This is a genomic window from Variovorax sp. P2_H12 (genome assembly GCF_056403395.1).
The window spans coordinates 1-18,892 of sequence record NZ_JBFUFO010000003.1; the positions used below are offsets into that span (position 1 = coordinate 1).

The following is an 18,892-nucleotide window of genomic DNA, read 5'->3' on the forward strand; positions in this document are numbered from 1 at the left end:
TGGGCGAGATCACCGCCGCCAGCCAGGAGCAGACCTCGGGCATCGAGCAGATCAACCAGGCCATCACGCAGATGGATCAGGTGACCCAGCAGAACGCCGCCCTGGTGGAAGAGGCCGCGGCCGCCGCCGCCTCGCTGCAGGAACAGGCGGGCAGCCTCTCGCGGGTCGTCGGCGTCTTCCAGCTGGGCGGTCCGCAACGCGCGCGTGCCTGACCCCCGCGCTCACCCGGCAGCGGGCCGCGCCTGGTCCGGTTGCGTGTAGTCGCACACCCCCTCGGGGAAAATGCGCCTGAGCTGCTCGACTTGCTGCGCACTGGGCGCCGAATTGCCATAGGTGCCGTCAGCCAGGGCCTGGTCCAGCGGCTTGAGGGCGCAGCGGTAGATGCCGCCCTCGATGGGCGCACCGGCCACGGTGCGCGACGTGCCGTAGAGCGGGAAGGCCTGCGTGCACGCGCCCGCGGGCTGGCTGTCCAGGATGCCGCCCCACACGCCGGCCCCCGCGCTCATGCGCTGGCCCTGCAGGTCGAAGCAGGCGTCCACCGCCTCGGCCGGCTTGTTGCCAGTGATGCCGCCCGCGGGGTTCCTGCGCATGTTCGCGAGCCACTCGTCCATCACGTCGAGTGCTTGCATCGACTGGCTGGCCTTGGGCGTGCCGGGCATGGTGTTGGTGAACCACACGACCAGGTTGTCGCTGTGGCCCATCTTCTGGAGCACGCGCCGGCGCACGGCGAAGGACTGGTGGCTGTTGTGCATGTCCAGCTCGCGCTCCATGTACTGGCGATGATCGATGGCCGGTACATCCAGGCGCCCCGTGAACACATGGCCCGAGGTGTAGGCCGCCCGCATCGCGATCGGGTCGCCCGCCGTGCGCGGCGCCGGCGCATCGGCCGCGGCCAGCCGCATGTTGCGCCGGCTCCAGGGGTCGAAATAGCCGGCCTGGGTCAGCGCCTTGCTGATCTCGGCCTGCGTCGTGCCGAAGAAGGGGAAGCCTTCCTGCACCATGGCGCTCGGATGCTTCCAGCCGCCCACGTGCCAGTTCAGGTGCACGAACTCGTCCATCGCGATGTGGCCCGCCAGCAAGGACTTGAGGCCGTACTGCACGCCCACGTTGTCCCAGGTCGGCCGGGCCGCGTCGTTGGCGTCCACGCCGTAGACGTTGCGCAGGTCGTCGTAGTGGGTCCAGCGGATGGCCGCGATGTCGCTCTGCGGCTCGTACAGCTGCTGGTTGGGCGCCTGGCCGTACCAGGGGTTCATCGACAGCGGCGTGAGGCCGCGCCAGGCCGGCACGCACTCGGTCGTGCCCTTGGCGGTGCTGTAGCCCAGCGCGATCTTCAGCGGCGCGAGCGCATCGTTCACGCGCGTGTTCGGCCCGCCGTCGGGGTTCTCCTCGGCATTCATGCCCACCAGCCAGCTGCGGTTCTTGGTCACGCGCCACTTGCCGTTGGCGCGGTCGGTCGCGTCCATGTAGTGCTCCAGCAGTTCGCAGTCGCCCACGTGGATGGTTTGCGTGACCATGTCGGGGTAGCTCTGTACGGGCAGCAGGCCGTCGAGCACGCCGGGGTTGTTCTGCGCGATCACGTACTGCTGGATCGCGCCGCCCGAGCCGCCCAGGCCGACGGTGTAGAGCGGCACGCCGTAGCGCTCGATGAAGCGCTCCTTGGTCATCATCGCGGTCTCGCCGGCCAGGTTCATGTTGTAGTGCGTGCCGGTGTTGTTGCCGCTGGAGTGCACGATGGCCCAGCCGCGGCCGAGCACGTCGAGGTTCATCGAGCCGCCATGCACCGTGCCCTGGCTGTGGCCGATGGCCACGCCGCCCTGGAACCAGTACAGCAGCTTGCCGTTCCACAGCGAGGTGTCGGTCTGCGTGCCGTTGTCGGCCGCCGGCATGGGCGCCAGCATCGCGATGCTGTAGAGGAAGCGGTTGATGCTGCCGATCTCGCGCCGCACGACGAAGTCCACCGTGCGCCCGTCCGCCAAGGTCGCCTGGGCCATGTCGGACGGCCGCGAGCCGTCGGCCGGCAGCGGCTTGAGCCCGCCCGCCGTGCTGCGGTACTGGTAGCTCACGAAGGTATCGATCGAGCAGTCGCGGCTGTAGCCCAGCAGGGTGCTCTGGGCATCGCGCACCGGGTAACCCGGCGGCGAGGCGCTGTCCACCCGCGGCTGCCTGCCCACCGCCCCCTGGATCGTGGTGCAGACGAAGGGCGTCTGCTGCGGCCCGGTGAACATCGGGCCCGTGATCGGGTGGTTGGTCAGGGTGAGTTGGTCGCGCGGCTGGCCATTGCCGCTCCGATGGCGGACTTCCAGCGTGTTGGCCCCCAGCTTCAGGCCGCCGATCACGCCTTCGAGGCCGGCCGCGGTTTCGGCGAGCGTCACATCGAGGCGCATGCCGTTGAGCCACAGCTCGAGCTGGTCGCGCAGGCCCGGCGCGGCGCGCACCTCGATGCGCGCATCGCCGCCCGAAACGTACTCGGGTGCGCTCGACAGCACGCGCAGGCGCACGCTGTTGCCGTTCTCCTTGTCGTTGGGCACCTTCGCCTGCTGCGCGGTGTCGCTCTCGGCGCTGACTTTCGCACTGCCCGTGCCGGCGCTGACGCCCGATCCGGAGCCTCCGCCACCGCTGCCCCCGCCGCAGGAAGCCAGCAGCACTGCACACGCGGCCCATGCGGCCGCCAGACCTTTGGATGTCATTGCGTCTCCTCGGGGCCCACAGGCCCTTGTTGTTGTTGTTGCCCCAGCCGGACGCGCCGGCCCTGAGCTGCGGATCGCCCGCGTACGGACGCGGCGGCGCAAAGATTAGACCTTTTTGCATCGCATGACCATAGGCCATAGGCGCTGGCTTCGAGGCCGTCCGACATCAGAGGCGACCATGAAACACCACCCACAGAGACGTTGACCCGCAACGCTTGACAACTTTTCGCCGGCACACACAAGGGAGCGGCGAATGACTCGGCTTCCAGGTGAAGAGGTATCGGGAACGCGAGCCCCTGATCAACCGCCAGGCGCGTCGACCTTGCGCCAGCTTGCATCCGGGTTGAAGCGCGTCATGGCCTGGGCAGCGGTCTCGCCGCCGGGGCCGAGGTCCTTCTCGTACACCACGCCGTCGTGGTTGACGATGAAACTCATCACGCCCGTGTCGCCGTAGCGGATCGGCCAGGCAATGAGGGCGAATCCGCCTCGCATGCGGTTGCCGATCACGTAGTCGTAGGCGCCACCCGGCGCGTCCTTGCCCTGGGCCTTGAGGATCTTGAAGTGGTAGCCGTGGTAGCCCTCGCCGCCTCTTTGCCCGGCATACAGAGGTCCGAGCGGGCTCAGGTCCTGACCGGTCGCGCCCGGCCAGTAGAGGCCGTCGTGGCTGCCGGGAGAGCTCACGAACTTCTGCGCGTACTCGAGCACGCTGTTGCCGTCGCGGTCCTGCTGCGCGTACTCCTTCTGGGCGTCGAAGTACGCCAGCGCGGCCTGCATCGCATGGAGCTCGTTGCGGCCGATGCGACGGGTGCGCATGGCATCGACGCCCGCTCTCGGGTCGAAGCGCCAGCCGGCGGCGCTCTTCACGATGGGCACGGGCAGTGTCCAGTCTCCGGGGCCGGCGGCGAGCAGCGCCTTGTCCGGCTGTTCGAGCACGACCTTGTGCTGCTTGGCCCATGCACCGAGGAATTCATAGACGTCATCCTGGTCGACGGTGCCCTCCGGCACGAAGCGCCGCCATTCGGGTCCGAGCACGCTGCGCAATGCCTCGACGTCGCTGCGCGACAGGGCATCGACGAAAGCCTGCGCCGCGGCATCGGGCGTGGGATAGGCCTTTTGCGCGAATGAAGCGACCGAGGCGAGCGACAGCGCCACGGAGGCCGCAAGCGTTTTCAGGGATAGGGCGGCGAAGGACATCGTCTGGACTCCCGAACAGGTGGATTGCGTCATGTGGGCCTCCCATTCAGCGACGACCGCCGCCGCCGCCGCCGCGCCCGCCGCCTCCGCCGCCGCCGCCGCCCATGCGGGCGCCGCCACCGCCACCGCCTCCGCCCATGCGTGCACCGCCGCCTCCGCCAGAACTCATGCGGGCGCTGCCTCCACCACCGCCCATGTGCGAACCGCCGCCACCCATCTGTGCCCCCCCGCCTCCGCCCCGGTTCTGTGACATGGACTGGCGACTCGCGTCGCCGCGACTGGCCTGCTGGCGGGTCTGGCCACCGACATCGCCCGAACCCCGCAATGCGTTGTCGCCGCCGCTGTGCTGCGTCCGCGACAGTCCCTGGTCGGCACCACCGCGCCCGCCCGCGCCGCCGCGGTCGCCTGCTCCGGCTCCTGCTCCTGCTCCTGCTCCTGCTCCTGCTCCTGCTCCTGCTCCTGCTCCGCCTCGATCGCCGGCCCGATCACCAGCGCGGTCACCGGCTCGGCTACCGGCCCGGTCGCCCGCGCGGTCACCGGGGCCCGCACCCGCTCGATCGCGGCCGGTGTCTCGCGCAGCCGCCTGCGCGCGCTCGCGAGTGCCCGGGTCGTTGCGCAACTGGTTTCGGCCCTGGGCCGGGTCCATCCCGCGCTGCTGCAACTGGGATTGCGCCTGCTGGCGCTGCGCGTCACGAGCAGCCGTATCGCGTCCGCGGAAATCGTTGCGCTGGTTCGCGCCGGCGACGTCCTTGCCGAACTGTTGCCGGCTTGCCGAGTCCCGGTAGGGAACGCCGCGCCGGTTGCCCGCGTTGTGCTGGAAGTTCGTCTGGTTCGCGGCGAGTTGCCGGTTGGTGTTCACGCTGTTGTAGCGGTTCACGTTGACGTTGACGTTGCCGCCTCCCCAGTTGCAGTTGCCCCAGAGCGCCGCCGTGGCGGCGACACCGATACCGAAGGCGATGCCCGTCGCCAGCGCCGCGCCGGGGTAGTAGCCGCCGTAGTAGCCATAGTAGTAAGGCGCAGGTGGGTAGTAGTAGGGCGGATAGGCCGGATAGGGCCAGGCGCCATACACCACGGTCGGGTCGTACGCCGGCACATACACCACCTCCGGGTTGGTGGGCTCGATCTTGATGATCGTCTGCTGCGTCTGGGGCTCCTGCTCGACGATCACCTTCTGCTGCTCGGTGCTCTTGAGGCTGCCTGTCTTCTGGGCCTGGCCGCGCAGTCGCTGGGCGGAGTCGAGAACGTCCTTGGACGAGGCGAGGAAGGCATCGCCCAGGTTTTGCACCCAATCAGGCTGATCGCCCATCGTCTGCAGCACCTGCGGGAATGCCACGAGCGACTGCACGCTCGGGTCCCAGGGCTGGTTCGCGACCATCTTCAGCGCCGCATCGCCCTTCTGGGTCGGATTCGCCTTCGACCATTTGGCCGCATCGGCGATGTCGGCCGGATAGGTCGAGGCCATCAGAACCTGCGACAGCAGTTCGTCCGGATACAGCGCGATGGGCGCCATCATCTGGTCGAGCTGCTCCCTGGAGAAGTTCGGCGGTGACTGCGCGCCCGTCAGAGCCGGGAGCAACGAAGCGGCGAGCATCACGGCACGCACGAATCGGATGGTCATTGCACGCATATCCCCTCCAGAGATCCAAGATGTTCGCTCTCGACCGAACCAGAAACGGTGAGAGGCCTCTGACACGACGCTGGGGAAAATTGTCTGCCCATCACGCATGCTTGTGAATTGACGTTTGTCAGTTCCTGGACCGGCGCCAGGCACATGGATCGGCCGGTGACGTGGCAATTCGCCTTGATCGACCCGAGTTTCCGGGCGGGCTTCGGCTTCGGCCCAAACCGCGGCCCTCGTACCTAAATGCAACGTCGGTATTTGCCCTCGCCCCTCTCGGCAAGCCGCTTGTGATCGATGAATCGCGGGCACTCACAAGGACCTGCAGCAAGCGCTGGCCTTTGCCGGCGAGGGCAAGGTGCATACCGTGTACAGCGAGGACCGTATCGAGAACATCAACCTGATCCTCGATCGCATGCGCAAGGGCGAAATCGAGGGTCGGGTGGTGCTACGGCTCACCGACGAGCCGTAGTGGCGCGCGCGCGCAAACGCATTGAGGATGCGCTGGGGGCCGCCGCAAGCCTTCAGCCCACCGACCCCGGCGGCATCAACACCTCCCGCTGCGCCACGACCGTCTCGCGCAGGAAATCCCACACCACCTTCATGCGCGCGAGATGCCGCGTCTCGGCCGGCACCGACATCCAGAAGGTGCGCGTGAAGCTGGCCTCGGCCGGCAGCAGCCGGCGCAGCGACTTGTCGCGGCCCGCGATGAAGGCCGGCAGCACCGCGATGCCGGCACCGGCCAGGGCGGCCTGGTGCTGCGCGAGGATGCTGGTGCTGCGCAGCGCGAAAGAATCGGGCTTGTAGAGCTCGTCGAGATACTGCAGCTCCTTGCTGAACAGCAGGTCGTCCACGTAGCTGATGAAGGTGTGGCCGCGCAGGTCTTCGCGGGTGCGGATCGCGCCGCGCCGCGCGAGGTAGTCCTTCGATGCGTAGAGGTGCAGCACGTAGTCGGTGAGCTTGGTCACCACCACGGGCCCGCGCGCCGGGCGTTCGAGCGAGATCACGATGTCGGCCTCGCGCCGCGACAGGTGCACCAGGCGCGGCATGGCGAGCAGGTCGATCACGAGCTTGGGGTGCGCTTGCGCAAACAGCGCCAGCTTCGGCGCCAGCACGACGGTGCCGAAGCCTTCGGTCGCGCCGATGCGCACCAGCCCCGACAGACCCTCTTGCGATCCCGGCGCGGCGCTCTCGACGGCCATGAAGGCGCTTTCCATCGATTCGACCTGCGGCTGCAGCCGCCGGCCGGCCTCGGTCAGGCGATGGCCGTCGGCTTCGCGCGAGAAGAGGGCGGTGCCGACCTGCTTTTCGAGCGCCTGGATGCGCCGCGCCACGGTCGTGTGGTCGACCGCGAGCCGGCGGGCCGCGCCCACCAGCGTGCCCGAGCGCGCCAGCTCGAGGAAAAAGCGCAGGTTGTCCCAATCCATGATCTGCAATTATGCAGATCGGAGGTGCGAATTTGTCTATTGCCATCGCAAAAGTGCAAAGCTAGCATCACCCTGCTGCACCCCTATTCCCCAAGGAGACAAGTTCACATGGACGCCACCACCACGCCCGCGACCCAGGTCGCCACCGTCAAGCTGCTCATCGGCGGCAAGTTCGTCGAGTCGAAGACCACCGAGTGGCGCGACATCGTCAATCCGGCCACGCAGGAAGTGCTCGCCAAGGTGCCGTTCGCGACGCCGGCCGAGGTCGATGCCGCGGTCGCTTCCGCCAAGGAGGCCTTCAAGACCTGGCGCAAGACGCCGATCGGCGCCCGCGCCCGCATCTTCCTCAAGTACCAGCAACTGATCCGCGAGAACATGGCCGAGCTGGCCGCGATCCTCACGGCCGAGCAGGGCAAGACCCTGCCGGATGCCGAGGGCGACGTGTTCCGCGGCCTCGAGGTGGTCGAGCACGCGGCCTCCATCGGCAACCTGCAGCTCGGCGAGCTGGCCAACAACGTCGCCAACGGCGTCGATACCTACACGCTGCTGCAGCCGCTCGGCGTCTGCGCCGGCATCACGCCGTTCAACTTCCCGGCCATGATCCCGCTGTGGATGTTCCCGATGGCGATCGTCACCGGCAACACCTTCGTGCTGAAGCCCTCCGAGCAGGACCCGATGGTCACGATGCGCCTGTGCGAACTCGCGCTCGAGGCCGGCATTCCGGCCGGCGTGCTCAACGTCGTGCACGGCGGCGAGGCGGTGGTCAACGCGATCTGCGATCACAAGGACATCAAGGCGATCTCGTTCGTCGGCTCGACCAAGGTCGGCACCCACGTCTACAACCGCGCCACGCTGGCCGGCAAGCGCGTGCAATGCATGATGGGCGCGAAGAACCACGCCATCGTGATGCCCGACGCCAACAAGGAGCAGACCCTCAACGCGATCGCCGGCGCGAGCTTCGGCGCCGCGGGCCAGCGCTGCATGGCGGTGTCGGTCGCGGTGCTGGTCGGCGAGGCCCAGAAGTGGGTGCCCGAACTGGTCGAGAAGGCCAAGACGCTGAAGATCGGCGCCGGCACCGAGAAGGGCGTCGACGTCGGCCCGCTGGTGTCCTGCGCGGCCTATGAGCGCGTCAACGGCCTGATCGAACGCGGCGTGGCCGACGGCGCAACGCTGGCGCTCGACGGCCGCAAGCCGACGGTGCCCGGCTTCGAGAAGGGCAACTTCGTCGGCCCGACGGTGTTCGCCGACGTCAAGCCCGGCATGGTCATCTACGAGCAGGAGATCTTCGGCCCGGTGCTGTGCCTGGCGAACGCCGACAGCATCGACGAGGCGATCGAGATGATCAACGCCAACCCGAACGGCAACGGCACCGCGATCTTCACGCAGTCGGGTGCTGCGGCGCGCCGGTTCCAGGAAGACATCGATGTCGGCCAGGTCGGCATCAACGTGCCGATCCCGGTGCCGGTGCCGATGTTCTCGTTCACGGGTTCGCGCGCGTCCAAGCTCGGCGACCTGGGCCCGTACGGCAAGCAGGTGATCATGTTCTACACGCAGACCAAGACGGTGACCGAACGCTGGTTCGACGACAGCACCGCCCACGGCCTCAACACCACGATCAGTCTCAAGTGAGCTTAAGCTCGCCCCCAGGTTGCCCGCACTTCGTGTCGGGCGCCCACCCCCTGCCGGGGGCAACACCAGCGGCCCGGCAAAGCCGGTTCCGCGGTGGCACTGTTGCTCCCCCCCAGGTTGGGCTCACTTCGTGTAGCCCGCCCACCCCCCTGCCGGGGGCAACACCAGCGGCCCGGCAAAGCCGGTTCCGCGGTGTTTCCCGATTAGGCTGTGAGCTTTTCGTCGGTTGCCATGAACTTTGAACTTTCGGAAGAGCAGCGCGCCTTTGCCCAGACGGCGCGCGACTTTGCACTGAACGAATTCGCGCCGCATGCGGCGCGCTGGGACGCCGAGGCGATCTTCCCCAGGGAAGCGATCGCCAAGGCCGGCGAGCTCGGCTTCTGCGGGCTCTATGCGCCCGAGAGCATCGACGGCCTGGCGCTGCCGCGCCTCGATGCGACGCTGGTGTTCGAGGAGATGGCCGCGGTCGACCCATCGACCACGGCCTTCATCACGATCCACAACATGGCGACCTGGATGCTCGGCACCTGGGGCGGTCCGGCCGTGCGCGAGCGTTGGGGCGCGGACCTGACCAGCGGGCGCAAGCTGGCCTCGTATTGCCTGACCGAGCCCGGCGCGGGATCGGACGCCGCATCGCTCAAGACGCGGGCTGAATTGCAGGGCGGGGAGTACGTCATCAACGGCGGCAAGGCCTTCATCTCGGGCGCCGGGTCGACTGATGTGCTGGTGCTGATGGCGCGCACCGGCGGCGGCGGCGCGGGCGGCATCTCGGCCCTGGCGGTGCCGGCCGATGCGCCCGGCATCCGCTACGGCAAGAAGGAGCACAAGATGGGCTGGAACAGCCAGCCCACGCGCACCATCGATTTCGACAACGTGCGGGTGCCGGCCGAGAACCTGCTGGGCAGCGAGGGCGAAGGCTTCCGCATCGCGATGAAGGGGCTCGACGGCGGGCGCATCAACATCGCGACCTGCTCGGTCGGTGCGGCGCAGGGCGCGCTCGACGCCGCCCGGCGCTACCTGCACGAGCGCCAGCAGTTCGGCAAGCCGCTCGCGAGCTTCCAGGCGTTGCAGTTCAAGCTGGCCGACATGGCGACCGAACTGGTGGCTGCACGCCAGATGGTGCGGCTGGCCGCGAGCAAGCTCGACGCCGGCCATGCCGACGCCAGCACCTATTGCGCGATGGCCAAGCGCTTCGCGACCGATGCGGGCTTCAATGTCTGCAACGACGCGCTGCAACTGCACGGCGGCTACGGCTACCTGAGCGAATTCCCGCTGGAGCGGCTGGTGCGCGACGCGCGCGTGCACCAGATCCTCGAAGGCACCAATGAAATCATGCGCGTGATCGTCGCGCGCAAACTTCTCGAAGGCGATTGCGATATCCGATGACTGACTCCGTCGTTCTCTTCAACGAAATCCAGGCCGCCAACGGCAAGCGCTTCGGCGTCGCCACACTCAACGCGCCGGCTTCGCTCAATTCGCTGTCCGTCGCGATGGTGCGTCTGCTGACGCCGAAACTGCGCGAATGGGCGGCCGATGCGAACATCGTCGGCGCGCTGCTCGATGCGGCCGGCGAAAAGGCCTTCTGCGCCGGCGGCGACCTGCGCCAGCTCTACCAGACGCTGCTGGACTGCGGCCCCGAGCGCAACGCGTACGCCGAGCGCTTCTTCGGCGAGGAATACGAGCTCGACGATCTGATCCACAACTTCCCGAAGCCCTTTCTCTGCTGGGGCCACGGCATCGTCATGGGCGGCGGCGTCGGCCTGATGGCCGGTGCCTCGCACCGCGTGGTCACGGCGCAGAGCCGCGTCGCGATGCCCGAGATCAACATCGGCCTGTACCCCGATGTCGGCGGCAGCTGGTTCCTGCGGCGCATGCCCGGGCGTGTCGGCCTGTTCCTCGCGCTGACCGCCGCCCCGCTCAATGCCGCGGACGCGCTCTTCTGCGGCCTGGCCGATCTGCTGGTGCCGCACGAGAACAAGGCGCAGGTGCTCGAGGCGATCGCCTCGGCCCCATGGCAGGCGGAATCGCAGGCCGACCGTGCCACGCTGTCCCGCGTGCTGGCGCAGGCCGGCGAGGGCGCCGCGTTGCCCGCCTCGAAGCTGCGCGAGCACTTCGACACGATCAATGCGCTGATGGCGGGCGACGACCTGCTCGACATCGCCAAGCGCCTGCGCCATCTGCAAAGCGACGACCCATGGCTGCAGACCGCGGCGAAGACCTTCGCCAAGGGCGCACCGAGTTCTGCGGCGCTGAGCTTCGCCCTGTGGCAGCGCGTGCAGCGCATGTCGCTGGCCGAGGTGTTCCGGCTCGAGTACTGGGCCTCGCTGGGTTTCTGTGCCCACAAGGATTTCGCCGAGGGCATCCGCGCCGTGCTGATCGACAAGGACCGCAACCCGAAGTGGAACCCCGCCACGCTCGAGGAGATCACGCCGGCCTTCGTCGAAGACCATCTGCGCCCGCGCGGCGAGATGGCGCCCGAGCTGGTCGGGTTGACCTGAAGACGAACACGCATTTCCACAAGAACGGAGACACGACATGAAGATTGCATTCATCGGCCTGGGCAACATGGGCGGCCCGATGGCCCTCAATCTGCAGAAGGCCGGCCATACGCTGAGCGCCTTCGACCTCTCTGCCGAGGCCTGCAAGAAGTTCGCGGCCGAGGGCCTGCCCATTGCCGCCTCGGCCGCCGCATCGGTGGCCGGCGCCGAGGTGGTGATCAGCATGCTGCCGGCCAGCGCGCACGTCGAAGGGCTCTACCTCGGCAGCGACGGCCTGCTCGACAAGATCGCCCCCGGCACGCTGGTGATCGACAGCAGCACCATCGCGGCCGCGACCTCGCGCAAGCTGGCCGAGGCGGGCGCCAAGCGCGGCGTGGCGGTGATCGATGCGCCGGTGTCGGGCGGCACCGGCGGCGCCATCGCGGGCACGCTGACCTTCATGGTCGGCGGTTCGGAGGCCGACCTCGAACGGGCCCGTCCGGTGCTCGAGAAGATGGGCGCCAACATCTTCCACGCGGGTGCCGCGGGCGCCGGCCAGACCGCCAAGATCTGCAACAACATGCTGCTCGGCATCCTGATGATCGGCACCTCCGAGGCCATCGCGCTGGGCGTCGCCAACGGGCTCGATCCGAAAGTGCTGTCGGAGATCATGCGGCGCAGCTCGGGCGGCAACTGGGCGCTCGAAAAGTACAACCCGCTGCCGGGCGTGATGGAAAACGCGCCGGCCTCCAAGGGCTATGCGGGCGGCTTCGGCACCGACCTGATGCTGAAGGACCTGGGCCTGGCGCAGGAGAACGCGGCCGCGGTGCGCGCTTCGACGCCGCTCGGCGGACTGGCGCGCAACCTGTATGCCGCGCACAGCCTCGGCGGCCATGGGGCGCTGGACTTCTCGAGCGTGATCAAGCTGGTGCAGGCGAAGCCGGCCTGAGCGGGCCCCCCGGCTCCCTCAAGCAGGGCCTGCAGGTCGGTGGCCGGACTTCAATAGCCCAGCGTCGGGTTGCGCCGGGCCTGGTCGCGCCGGCGATCCTCGCGCACGGCGTCGCAGCGCGGATGGCGCGTGTACGCCGGCTGGTCGCAATGCGCGGCCTCGCAGCGCGCGGCGGAGAAGAAGTTGAGGTTTTCGCAACCGCGCCGAGGATCGAGGCCCGCCCTGGGCGTCGGCATGGCGACGCGCGGCGGCTGGCGGTGCAGGGGCGGCGCGGGCGCTGTCGTCGGCGCGGCCGAGCCTGGCGGCGCTGCAGGCGGGTCGGCGCCCACCTCCGACTCGCCCGCCGCCAGCGACGATGGCAGCGGCACGGGTTCCGGACCCTGGGGGTCTTGCTGCCGCGCAGACGCCGCGGGCGCGGGTGGTGCGACCACGGCCTGCGCGGCGTCGGATGCGGGCGGCGGTGGGACCTTGCGCGTCACATGGGCGACCCAGCCCCCGAAGCCGAGCGCGGTGGCGAGCAGCAGCAGCCCGAGACCGATCCAGAAGCCACGCGATTCGTTCGGCTGCACCGCCCGATCCTGCCTGGCACTCGGCTCCGGCGAGCCGGTCAGCCTTTTCGGTCGCACGGCGTCCAGCAGGGAAGGCCCGGTGGCGGCGAAGCGGGGCAGCTTGCGGGCACAGCCGTGGCAGAAATTTGCGGCATCGCGGTTCTCGGTTTGGCAAGTGGCGCAGATCACCGGCATCGGAACTCCTCGGGTGGCGGGGGCAAGCCGTACTTTCCACATTCGGCCACTTGATGTCTGCCAGCCGGCGCCTACGTGGTCCGGCACGGCCGGTGCCGGCCGTAGACTTGCAAGCCTGTACCCCACCTTCGACTCCGGACCCTCGCCATGAACCGATCGACCCTTTGCGCCATCTCGATGGGCCTGGCGCTGGCCCTCGCTGCACCGGTGCTCGCCGACACCCTCAAGAAACCCCAGCTCGAGCGCCTCGCCGCGACCCAGCAGGCGGCGCCGTCGGCGAGCTTTCGCGCCTTCCTCGCGCAAGCCGCGAAGGCCGATCCCAAGCTCCGGCCGAGCATTGCAGCCTATGAAGCGAAGCGGCCGCTTTCGGGCGACGACCTGACGCAGATCGCGCGCCTGCTCGGCCTCTACAACCGGCTGCACAACCAGAAAGCCGTGCTCGCATCGATCGAGGCGATGGTGGCGATTCCGACCGTTCGCGACGACAAGGTGCCGCCGCACGAGAGCCCGCAGATCATCGAGTTCGGCCGCCTGATCGAGAAGATGGCCAAGGACTTCGGCCTGCAGTACCGCAATGTCGACAACCGGATCTTCGAGGTCAAGCTGCCGGGCCGCGGCCCCGACGAGTTCGGCATCCTGACCCACGCGGATGTCGTGCCGGCCGTGGCCGACGAGTGGGTGCTCGACGACGGCACCCGCCTCGACCCCTTCAAGATGACGCGCGTGGGCGACACGCTGTACGGTCGCGGCACCATCGACGACAAGGGTTCCATCGCCGCGGTGCTGTATGCGATGAAGGCGGTGAAGGAAAGCGGCCTGCCGCTGGCCCGCACCATCCGCCTGATGATCGAGACCACCGAGGAGACCGGCGGCGACGGCATGAAGTACTACCGGGCGAAGACGCCGCTGCCCGAATACAACATCGTGCTCGACAGCAAGTACCCGGCGGTGGTTGCCGAGAAGGGCTCGGGTGCCCTGAAGGTCTTCTTCCCGGTCGAGGAAGCGGACGGCAGCGGCGCGGCGCGCACGGCCATCACCGCGATGGCCGGCGCGTCGGCAGCCAATGCGGTGCCTCAGACCGCGACCGCCACGCTGAAGGGCGGCGATCTGGCGCAGGTGGCGACGAGGCTGGAATTCGTCAAGGGGCCTTTCCTGCAGAAGTATGAAAGCCAGGGCGGCAGGTTCGGCATCGACATCGCGAAGGGCGCCGACAGCATCGAGGTGAAGGTCACGGGCGTGTCGGCGCACGGCTCGCGCCCCGAGGAGGGCATCAACCCGCTGCCGCGGCTCGCGCTTTTCCTGCAGGAGTCCGGCGTCGTGACGGCGGGCAATCACTACACCAAGGCCGTCAGGTACCTGGTCGACCTCTATGGCACGGGCTACCTCGGCGAAAAGATGGGCGTGGGCTACAAGGACGACTTCATGGGGCCGCTCACGATGTCGCCCAACCTGATCCGCGAGAAGGACGGCAAGCTCGAAGTGACCGCCAATGTGCGGATGCCGCGCGGCAGCACGCCCGAGCAGCTGACCGCCAGCATCAAGGAAAAGATCAACGCCTGGGCCGCGGCGAGCCAGGCCCGGGCCGAGATCGACTACCAGCAGGGCGACTGGATGGCGCGCGACCCCAAGGGCGCGTGGCTGTCGACGCTGCTGAACATCTTCGGCGACACCACCGGCCTCGAAGCCCTTCCGGTGCCGACCGCGGGCAGCACCACCGCCAAGCTGATGCCCAACGCGATCAATTTCGGTCCGGCCATGCCGGGCAAGAAGTACACGGCGCACAACGCCAAGGAATACAAGGAGGTCGCGGACCTCGATGCGGACATGCAGATGTTCACCGAGATGCTGGTACGGATCGGGAACCTGAAGACGATGCAGTAGCCGGGCCGGGTGGGCGCCCTCAGATTTCGCGCCCCAGGCCCTGCGCGTGCAGCACGGCCTTCAGGCGCCGCACCTCGTGCTCCAGGTCGAGGATCAGCGCCGCCGCCTCGAGGCCGACGCCGAAGTCGCGCTCCAGCCGCCGGGCTTCGAGCGCGGATTGCAGGTCGCTGCCGTGGAAGCGCCAGTCGTCCGGTTGCTCGGCCGGCGTCCGCGATTCGATGATGCCGACCTCCACCAGTTGAACCACCCATTCGATCTGCGCGCCGCAGGCATGCGCGAGTTCGCTGGCGGCAAGGGGGTGCGAGGCGCTCAGGGTCGTGATGGACACAGAGGAAGTCATGATCGTCACACTCCGAGATGGCGGCGCGGATCGAAGGGCGCGGCCTGTGCGAGTTGCTCATAGGCCTTGCGCGCGGCCTCGGTGCTGGCCGGGGGCAAGGCGATCTCCAGCAGCAGATACAGATGGCCCGGCGGCTTGCCCGGCAGGCCGCGCTCCTTCAGGCGCAGCTTGAGTCCGTTGCGCGCATTGGGCGGCACCGTCACTTCGACCACGCCGCCGCCCGGCGTCGGCACCTTGACCTGCGCACCGAGCGCGCCTTCGGTCGGCGTGATCGGCAGCGTCATGTAGAGGTCGCGGTCCTCGATCCGGTACAGCTTGTGCGGCGCGATGCGCACTTCGAGATACAGGTCGCCCGCAGGCTCGCCGCCATGTCCGGGCATCCCCTGGCCGGCGAGGCGGATGTACTGGCCCGGGCGGACGCCGGCCGGGATCTTCACGCTGAGCGTGCGGGTCTTGAGTTGGGGGCGGCCATGGGCGTCGATCTCCTGCGAGCGCAGGGAGATCTCGCGCTCGGCGCCGTTGAGCGCATCCTCCAGCGTGATCTCGATCGCGGCGTGGTGGTCTTCGCCGCGCGCGCGGTAGTGGCGGCGCTCGGCGTCGCGACGCTCGGCGGCGCCGAACACCGACGAGAAGAACTCGCTGAAGTCCGCATGGTCGGCCGGGCCCTGGTTCGGGCCGCGATGGAACTCGAAGCCTTCGTCCCAGCCGGGCGGCGGCTGGAAGCTGCCGTCGGGACTGCCGCCGCGCGCCACGTGGTCGGCAAGCTGGTCGTAGGCGGCGCGCTTCTCCTTGTCGCGCAGCACGTCGTTGGCCTCGTTGACGTCGCGCATGCGCTGCTCGGCGTCGGCTTCCTTGCTGACATCCGGGTGGTACTTGCGCGCCAGCTTGCGGTAGGCCTTGCGCACCTCGTCCTCCGAGGCTCCGCGCTCGAGGCCGAGTGTCTTGTAGTAGTCCTTGAAGTCCATGGTGGATCCGCGAAGTGGGCTTCAGGCGATGGCGGCGTCGCCGTCGACCTGCTGCAGCAGTGATCTGACGCGCCATGCGGCGCCGTCCCGTTCGAAGCGCAGCGGCTGCGCGTTGCCCATCAGGCCCAGGTCGACCGGCACGCCGAGCAACGCCGCCAGCACGTAGAGCGAGCCGCCGTGCGCCACCACCAGCACCGGCGCCGGCTGCGCCAGCGCCTGTTCGAGCGCGGCGCGCTTTCGCTCGACGAACTCGGGCAGGGCCTCGCCGCCCTCGGGCGCGCAGGCCCAGTCGATGTGGGCGGAGGAACTGCCGATCAGCGCGCCGAAGTGGCGCTCGCGCAGCCCCTCATGCACCAGCGGCGCGATGCCGTGCGGTGCCGATACGGTGTGCGCGGTGGTCAGCGCGCGATGCACGTTGCTGCTGACGATGCTGCGGATCGGCTCGCCGGCCAGCAGCTCGGCGGCGCGTGCCGCCTGCTGCAGGCCCAGTGCGCTGAGCGGCTCGTCGGCCGCCTGGAAGATGCGGCGCGCATTGCACTCGGTCTGGCCGTGGCGCAGGAAGTAGAAGTGGTCGCAGGCCGGGGCGAGCGGATGCGCTTCGGCGAGGGTGGCGAGCAGGCGGAGGCCGGGATTCATCGATTTCGGGTCTCGGGGTGAAGGGTTACAGCAGCCACTCGAACGGCAGCGTCTCGAGCAGTTCGATCCACGCCCGCTTGAGCGCGCCGGCGCCGGGCTCGGTGGTGTAGCGGGTCTCGCCCTGCGGGGTGCGGTCGATCCATTCCATGCCATGCCCATCCGGCTGGATGCGCACTTCGTAGGCCTTGGCCGGGACCGCGGTGTCGAGTTGCTCGGCCAGTCGGCTCGAGAGTTGCGGGCTGTCGATGATCACGCCCATCTCGGTGTTGAGCCGCGCCGACCGCGGGTCGAGGTTGAAGGAGCCGACGAAGATCCGCTCGCGATCGACCGCGAAGGTCTTCGCGTGCAGGCTGGCGGCCGAACTGCCGGAGCTGCCGCTTCCCGGCAGGCCCCGGGCCTTGCTGTCTTCCTTGTCCGGCGGCGGCACCGCGTCACCGGGCTTCAGCTCGTAGACCCGGACGCCGCCTTCGAGCAGTTCCTTGCGGTACTTGGAGTAGCCGGCATGGACCGGGCTGACGTCGGTCGCCGCGAGCGAGTTGGTCAGCACGCGCACCTTCACGCCCGATCTGGCCATCGTCACCAGCGACCGGGTGCCGTCCTTGCCGGGCACGAAGTAGGGCGACACCAGGTCCAGCTCGCGCCTGGGATGGCCGAAGGCCGCCTCGAGCTGCGGCGACATCTGCAGGTCGCGGCGATGGGTCGGCTCCAGCACCTTGGCCGGGTTGTCGTGGATCACGTGCGCGGTGGTCCAGTCGAGCGTGAGCCGGCCATCGTCGAGTTCGCGCACCAGCGGGGTCTGGCGCACCGCCTCGCGGTAGCGCAGCGCCTGGGGGTCCTGGTGCAGGGTGTCCCATCCCGCCTGCAGTTCGGCGCGGGCGTTCGCGGGCGGCGGTGCGAGCAGGCGCGCGGCCGGGTAGGCCGAGGCGCTGTTCCAGTACAGGTCGAAGGCGCTGGAGACCTCGCGCACCACGGGCCCGACCGCCATCACGTCGAGGTCCTGGAAGCCCAGCTCCATGTTGGCGCCGAAGTACTCGTCGCCGATGTTGCGGCCGCCGACGATCGTCAGCTGGTTGTCGGCGGTGAAGGACTTGTTGTGCATGCGCCGGTTGACGCGCGAGAAATCGAAGGCGAAGTCGCTGACCCGGAAGCCCCGGTTCGCGAACGGATTGAAGAGGCGGATCTCGATGTTGGGATGGGCGTCGAGTGCGGCCAGGGTCGGGTCGAGCCCGCTGGTGTTGGCATCGTCGAGCAGGATGCGCACGCGCACGCCGCGCTCGGCGGCCTGCCAGACGGCCTGCCACATCAGCTTGCCGGTGATGTCGTTGCGCCAGATGTAGTACTGCAGGTCGAGGCTGCGATCCGCATGGCGCGCGAGCAGGATGCGGGCGGCGAAGGCATCTTCCGCCGCCGCCAGCGCATGGATGCCGGAGCGTCCGGGATGGGCCGACACGGCTGGGCCGAAGGCCTTGGCCAGTCGGGTGTCGCTCGTGCCGGCGACGGCCTGGGTCTCGGTCCGGTCGACGTTCGCGGGCAGGCTGGAACAGCCCGTGACGAGCAAGCCGAGGAGGAAGACGATGAGGACGCGTGATGCAAAGGTGGACACGGCGCGTTTCCCGCAAAGAGTTCGGCCATTCTAGGCAGATCGGGGCCGGGCCCTGGCGCCGCTACAGCTTGGGAATGTGCAGCGTCTTGCTGACCATCAGCGTGCCCGAGAGCCCGAACAGCAGGGCGAGCGGGTGCAGCATCCAGGGCCCGATCATCCAGGCGCCGCCCCAGATCGCATCGCCGATGCGGCCCTGCCAGGCGGCCAGCGCCAGCACGCCGACCAGGACCACGCTGGTCGGAATCGGCGTGCCCTCGAAGTACTTGACCTTGTCGGCGCCCTCGGAGAGCGCTTCGGCGGTGACGTTGTAGCGCGCCAGGCGGCTGACGCCGCAGCAGACGAAATAGATCAGCAGCACGCAGTCCCACCCGCCGTCCAGGCCGGCGGCGAAGGCCAGGGCGGCCGGCAGCACGCCGAAGGAGATCACGTCGGCCAGCGAGTCGAGTTCGCGGCCGAGCGCCGAATGGGTCTGCCGCCAGCGGGCGATGCGGCCGTCGAAGACGTCGAACACGAACGCGGCCGGCGCCAGCGCCGCCGCCCAGAGGAAGTGCGCGAGCGACTGGCTGCGCATGTAGGCCATCGCGAGAAAGATGGCGCCGACGCCGCAGGCCGCGTTGCCGAGCGTGAACGCATCGGCCAGGTGGAAGCCGCGGATCATCGAGAAGTGCTTGCGCGCGGGGGCGGGGGCTGGAGTGGGCATGGTGGCTTCCGTGGACAAACTGCGACGCACCCGAGCGTAACCG

Annotated in this window: 15 protein-coding genes and 1 pseudogene; 6 read left to right on the top strand and 10 right to left on the bottom strand. The window is 68.8% G+C overall.

Annotated features, from left to right (window positions below; all coding sequences use genetic code 11):
- Window positions 1-212, top strand: a pseudogene (locus AC1DYK_RS02770) (methyl-accepting chemotaxis protein); the annotation flags it as partial.
- A 9-nt stretch (window positions 213-221) separates the two neighbouring features.
- Here the strand turns inward: AC1DYK_RS02770 and AC1DYK_RS02775 are convergent.
- From AC1DYK_RS02775 to AC1DYK_RS02790, 4 genes are all read right to left on the bottom strand, one after another.
- Complete coding sequence (locus AC1DYK_RS02775) at window positions 222-2,687, bottom strand: DUF6351 family protein (protein ID WP_478164865.1); 2,466 nt, start codon at window positions 2,685-2,687, stop codon at window positions 222-224.
- A 300-nt stretch (window positions 2,688-2,987) separates the two neighbouring features.
- Window positions 2,988-3,914, bottom strand: a complete 927-nt coding sequence (locus AC1DYK_RS02780; protein WP_478164866.1) for a DUF2950 domain-containing protein — start codon at window positions 3,912-3,914, stop codon at window positions 2,988-2,990.
- A 13-nt stretch (window positions 3,915-3,927) separates the two neighbouring features.
- Window positions 3,928-5,499 carry a DUF3300 domain-containing protein gene (locus AC1DYK_RS02785; protein ID WP_478164867.1) on the bottom strand — a complete coding sequence of 524 codons (1,572 nt, stop codon included), beginning with the start codon at window positions 5,497-5,499 and terminating at the stop codon, window positions 3,928-3,930.
- A gap of 524 nt (window positions 5,500-6,023) precedes the next feature.
- Entirely contained in the window at window positions 6,024-6,926 is a 903-nt protein-coding gene (locus AC1DYK_RS02790) for a LysR family transcriptional regulator (RefSeq protein WP_478164868.1), read from the bottom strand.
- 108 nt (window positions 6,927-7,034) lie between these two features.
- On the opposite strand from AC1DYK_RS02790, the gene AC1DYK_RS02795 reads away from it, so the two are divergent.
- From AC1DYK_RS02795 to mmsB, 4 genes are all read left to right on the top strand, one after another.
- The gene (locus AC1DYK_RS02795) at window positions 7,035-8,555 is read left to right on the top strand and encodes a CoA-acylating methylmalonate-semialdehyde dehydrogenase (RefSeq protein WP_478164869.1); all 1,521 of its coding nucleotides are present in this window, start codon (window positions 7,035-7,037) and stop codon (window positions 8,553-8,555) included.
- Between the two features lie 231 nt (window positions 8,556-8,786).
- Window positions 8,787-9,941, top strand: a complete 1,155-nt coding sequence (locus AC1DYK_RS02800) for an acyl-CoA dehydrogenase family protein (RefSeq protein ID WP_478164870.1) — start codon at window positions 8,787-8,789, stop codon at window positions 9,939-9,941.
- A complete protein-coding gene (locus AC1DYK_RS02805) occupies window positions 9,938-11,053 on the top strand; it encodes an enoyl-CoA hydratase/isomerase family protein (RefSeq protein ID WP_478164871.1) in 1,116 nt (371 codons plus the stop codon). Before AC1DYK_RS02800 ends, AC1DYK_RS02805 begins: the two co-directional genes overlap by 4 nt.
- Window positions 11,054-11,090: 37 nt before the next feature.
- Complete coding sequence (mmsB, locus tag AC1DYK_RS02810; RefSeq protein WP_478164872.1) at window positions 11,091-11,981, top strand: 3-hydroxyisobutyrate dehydrogenase; 891 nt, start codon at window positions 11,091-11,093, stop codon at window positions 11,979-11,981.
- A 50-nt stretch (window positions 11,982-12,031) separates the two neighbouring features.
- Here mmsB and AC1DYK_RS02815 read toward each other — a convergent pair whose 3' ends face one another.
- The gene (locus AC1DYK_RS02815) at window positions 12,032-12,724 is read right to left on the bottom strand and encodes a hypothetical protein (RefSeq protein WP_478164873.1); all 693 of its coding nucleotides are present in this window, start codon (window positions 12,722-12,724) and stop codon (window positions 12,032-12,034) included.
- Between the two features lie 147 nt (window positions 12,725-12,871).
- Here AC1DYK_RS02815 and AC1DYK_RS02820 point away from each other — a divergent pair, with 147 nt between their 5' ends.
- Window positions 12,872-14,605 carry a dipeptidase gene (locus tag AC1DYK_RS02820; protein WP_478164874.1) on the top strand — a complete coding sequence of 578 codons (1,734 nt, stop codon included), beginning with the start codon at window positions 12,872-12,874 and terminating at the stop codon, window positions 14,603-14,605.
- Window positions 14,606-14,624: 19 nt separating this feature from the next.
- Here the strand turns inward: AC1DYK_RS02820 and AC1DYK_RS02825 are convergent, their stop codons facing one another.
- The 5 genes from AC1DYK_RS02825 to AC1DYK_RS02845 all read right to left on the bottom strand — a co-directional run bounded on the left by AC1DYK_RS02825 (window position 14,625) and on the right by AC1DYK_RS02845 (window position 18,849).
- Window positions 14,625-14,945: a chaperone modulator CbpM gene (locus AC1DYK_RS02825; RefSeq protein ID WP_478164875.1), complete on the bottom strand. Its 321-nt coding sequence runs from the start codon at window positions 14,943-14,945 to the stop codon at window positions 14,625-14,627.
- 5 nt (window positions 14,946-14,950) lie between these two features.
- The gene (locus AC1DYK_RS02830) at window positions 14,951-15,910 is read right to left on the bottom strand and encodes a DnaJ C-terminal domain-containing protein (protein ID WP_478164876.1); all 960 of its coding nucleotides are present in this window, start codon (window positions 15,908-15,910) and stop codon (window positions 14,951-14,953) included.
- A gap of 21 nt (window positions 15,911-15,931) precedes the next feature.
- Window positions 15,932-16,546: a histidine phosphatase family protein gene (locus AC1DYK_RS02835; protein WP_478164877.1), complete on the bottom strand. Its 615-nt coding sequence runs from the start codon at window positions 16,544-16,546 to the stop codon at window positions 15,932-15,934.
- Window positions 16,547-16,571: 25 nt separating this feature from the next.
- Window positions 16,572-18,149, bottom strand: a complete 1,578-nt coding sequence (locus AC1DYK_RS02840; RefSeq protein WP_478164878.1) for a phospholipase D family protein — start codon at window positions 18,147-18,149, stop codon at window positions 16,572-16,574.
- Window positions 18,150-18,210: 61 nt separating this feature from the next.
- Window positions 18,211-18,849: a CDP-alcohol phosphatidyltransferase family protein gene (locus AC1DYK_RS02845; RefSeq protein ID WP_478164879.1), complete on the bottom strand. Its 639-nt coding sequence runs from the start codon at window positions 18,847-18,849 to the stop codon at window positions 18,211-18,213.
- Between the last annotated feature and the right edge of the window lie 43 nt (window positions 18,850-18,892).

Excerpts from the sequence above, each read along its gene's own strand:
- AC1DYK_RS02775 (WP_478164865.1), bottom strand. The coding sequence starts at position 2,687 with ATGACATCCAAAGGTCTGGCGGCCGCATGGGCCGCGTGTGCAGTGCTG.
- AC1DYK_RS02780 (WP_478164866.1), bottom strand. The coding sequence starts at position 3,914 with ATGACGCAATCCACCTGTTCGGGAGTCCAGACGATGTCCTTCGCCGCC.
- AC1DYK_RS02785 (WP_478164867.1), bottom strand. The coding sequence starts at position 5,499 with ATGACCATCCGATTCGTGCGTGCCGTGATGCTCGCCGCTTCGTTGCTC.
- AC1DYK_RS02790 (WP_478164868.1), bottom strand. The coding sequence starts at position 6,926 with ATGGATTGGGACAACCTGCGCTTTTTCCTCGAGCTGGCGCGCTCGGGC.
- AC1DYK_RS02795 (WP_478164869.1), top strand. The coding sequence starts at position 7,035 with ATGGACGCCACCACCACGCCCGCGACCCAGGTCGCCACCGTCAAGCTG.
- AC1DYK_RS02800 (WP_478164870.1), top strand. The coding sequence starts at position 8,787 with ATGAACTTTGAACTTTCGGAAGAGCAGCGCGCCTTTGCCCAGACGGCG.
- AC1DYK_RS02805 (WP_478164871.1), top strand. The coding sequence starts at position 9,938 with ATGACTGACTCCGTCGTTCTCTTCAACGAAATCCAGGCCGCCAACGGC.
- mmsB (WP_478164872.1), top strand. The coding sequence starts at position 11,091 with ATGAAGATTGCATTCATCGGCCTGGGCAACATGGGCGGCCCGATGGCC.
- AC1DYK_RS02815 (WP_478164873.1), bottom strand. The coding sequence starts at position 12,724 with ATGCCGGTGATCTGCGCCACTTGCCAAACCGAGAACCGCGATGCCGCA.
- AC1DYK_RS02820 (WP_478164874.1), top strand. The coding sequence starts at position 12,872 with ATGAACCGATCGACCCTTTGCGCCATCTCGATGGGCCTGGCGCTGGCC.
- AC1DYK_RS02825 (WP_478164875.1), bottom strand. The coding sequence starts at position 14,945 with ATGACTTCCTCTGTGTCCATCACGACCCTGAGCGCCTCGCACCCCCTT.
- AC1DYK_RS02830 (WP_478164876.1), bottom strand. The coding sequence starts at position 15,910 with ATGGACTTCAAGGACTACTACAAGACACTCGGCCTCGAGCGCGGAGCC.
- AC1DYK_RS02835 (WP_478164877.1), bottom strand. The coding sequence starts at position 16,546 with ATGAATCCCGGCCTCCGCCTGCTCGCCACCCTCGCCGAAGCGCATCCG.
- AC1DYK_RS02845 (WP_478164879.1), bottom strand. The coding sequence starts at position 18,849 with ATGCCCACTCCAGCCCCCGCCCCCGCGCGCAAGCACTTCTCGATGATC.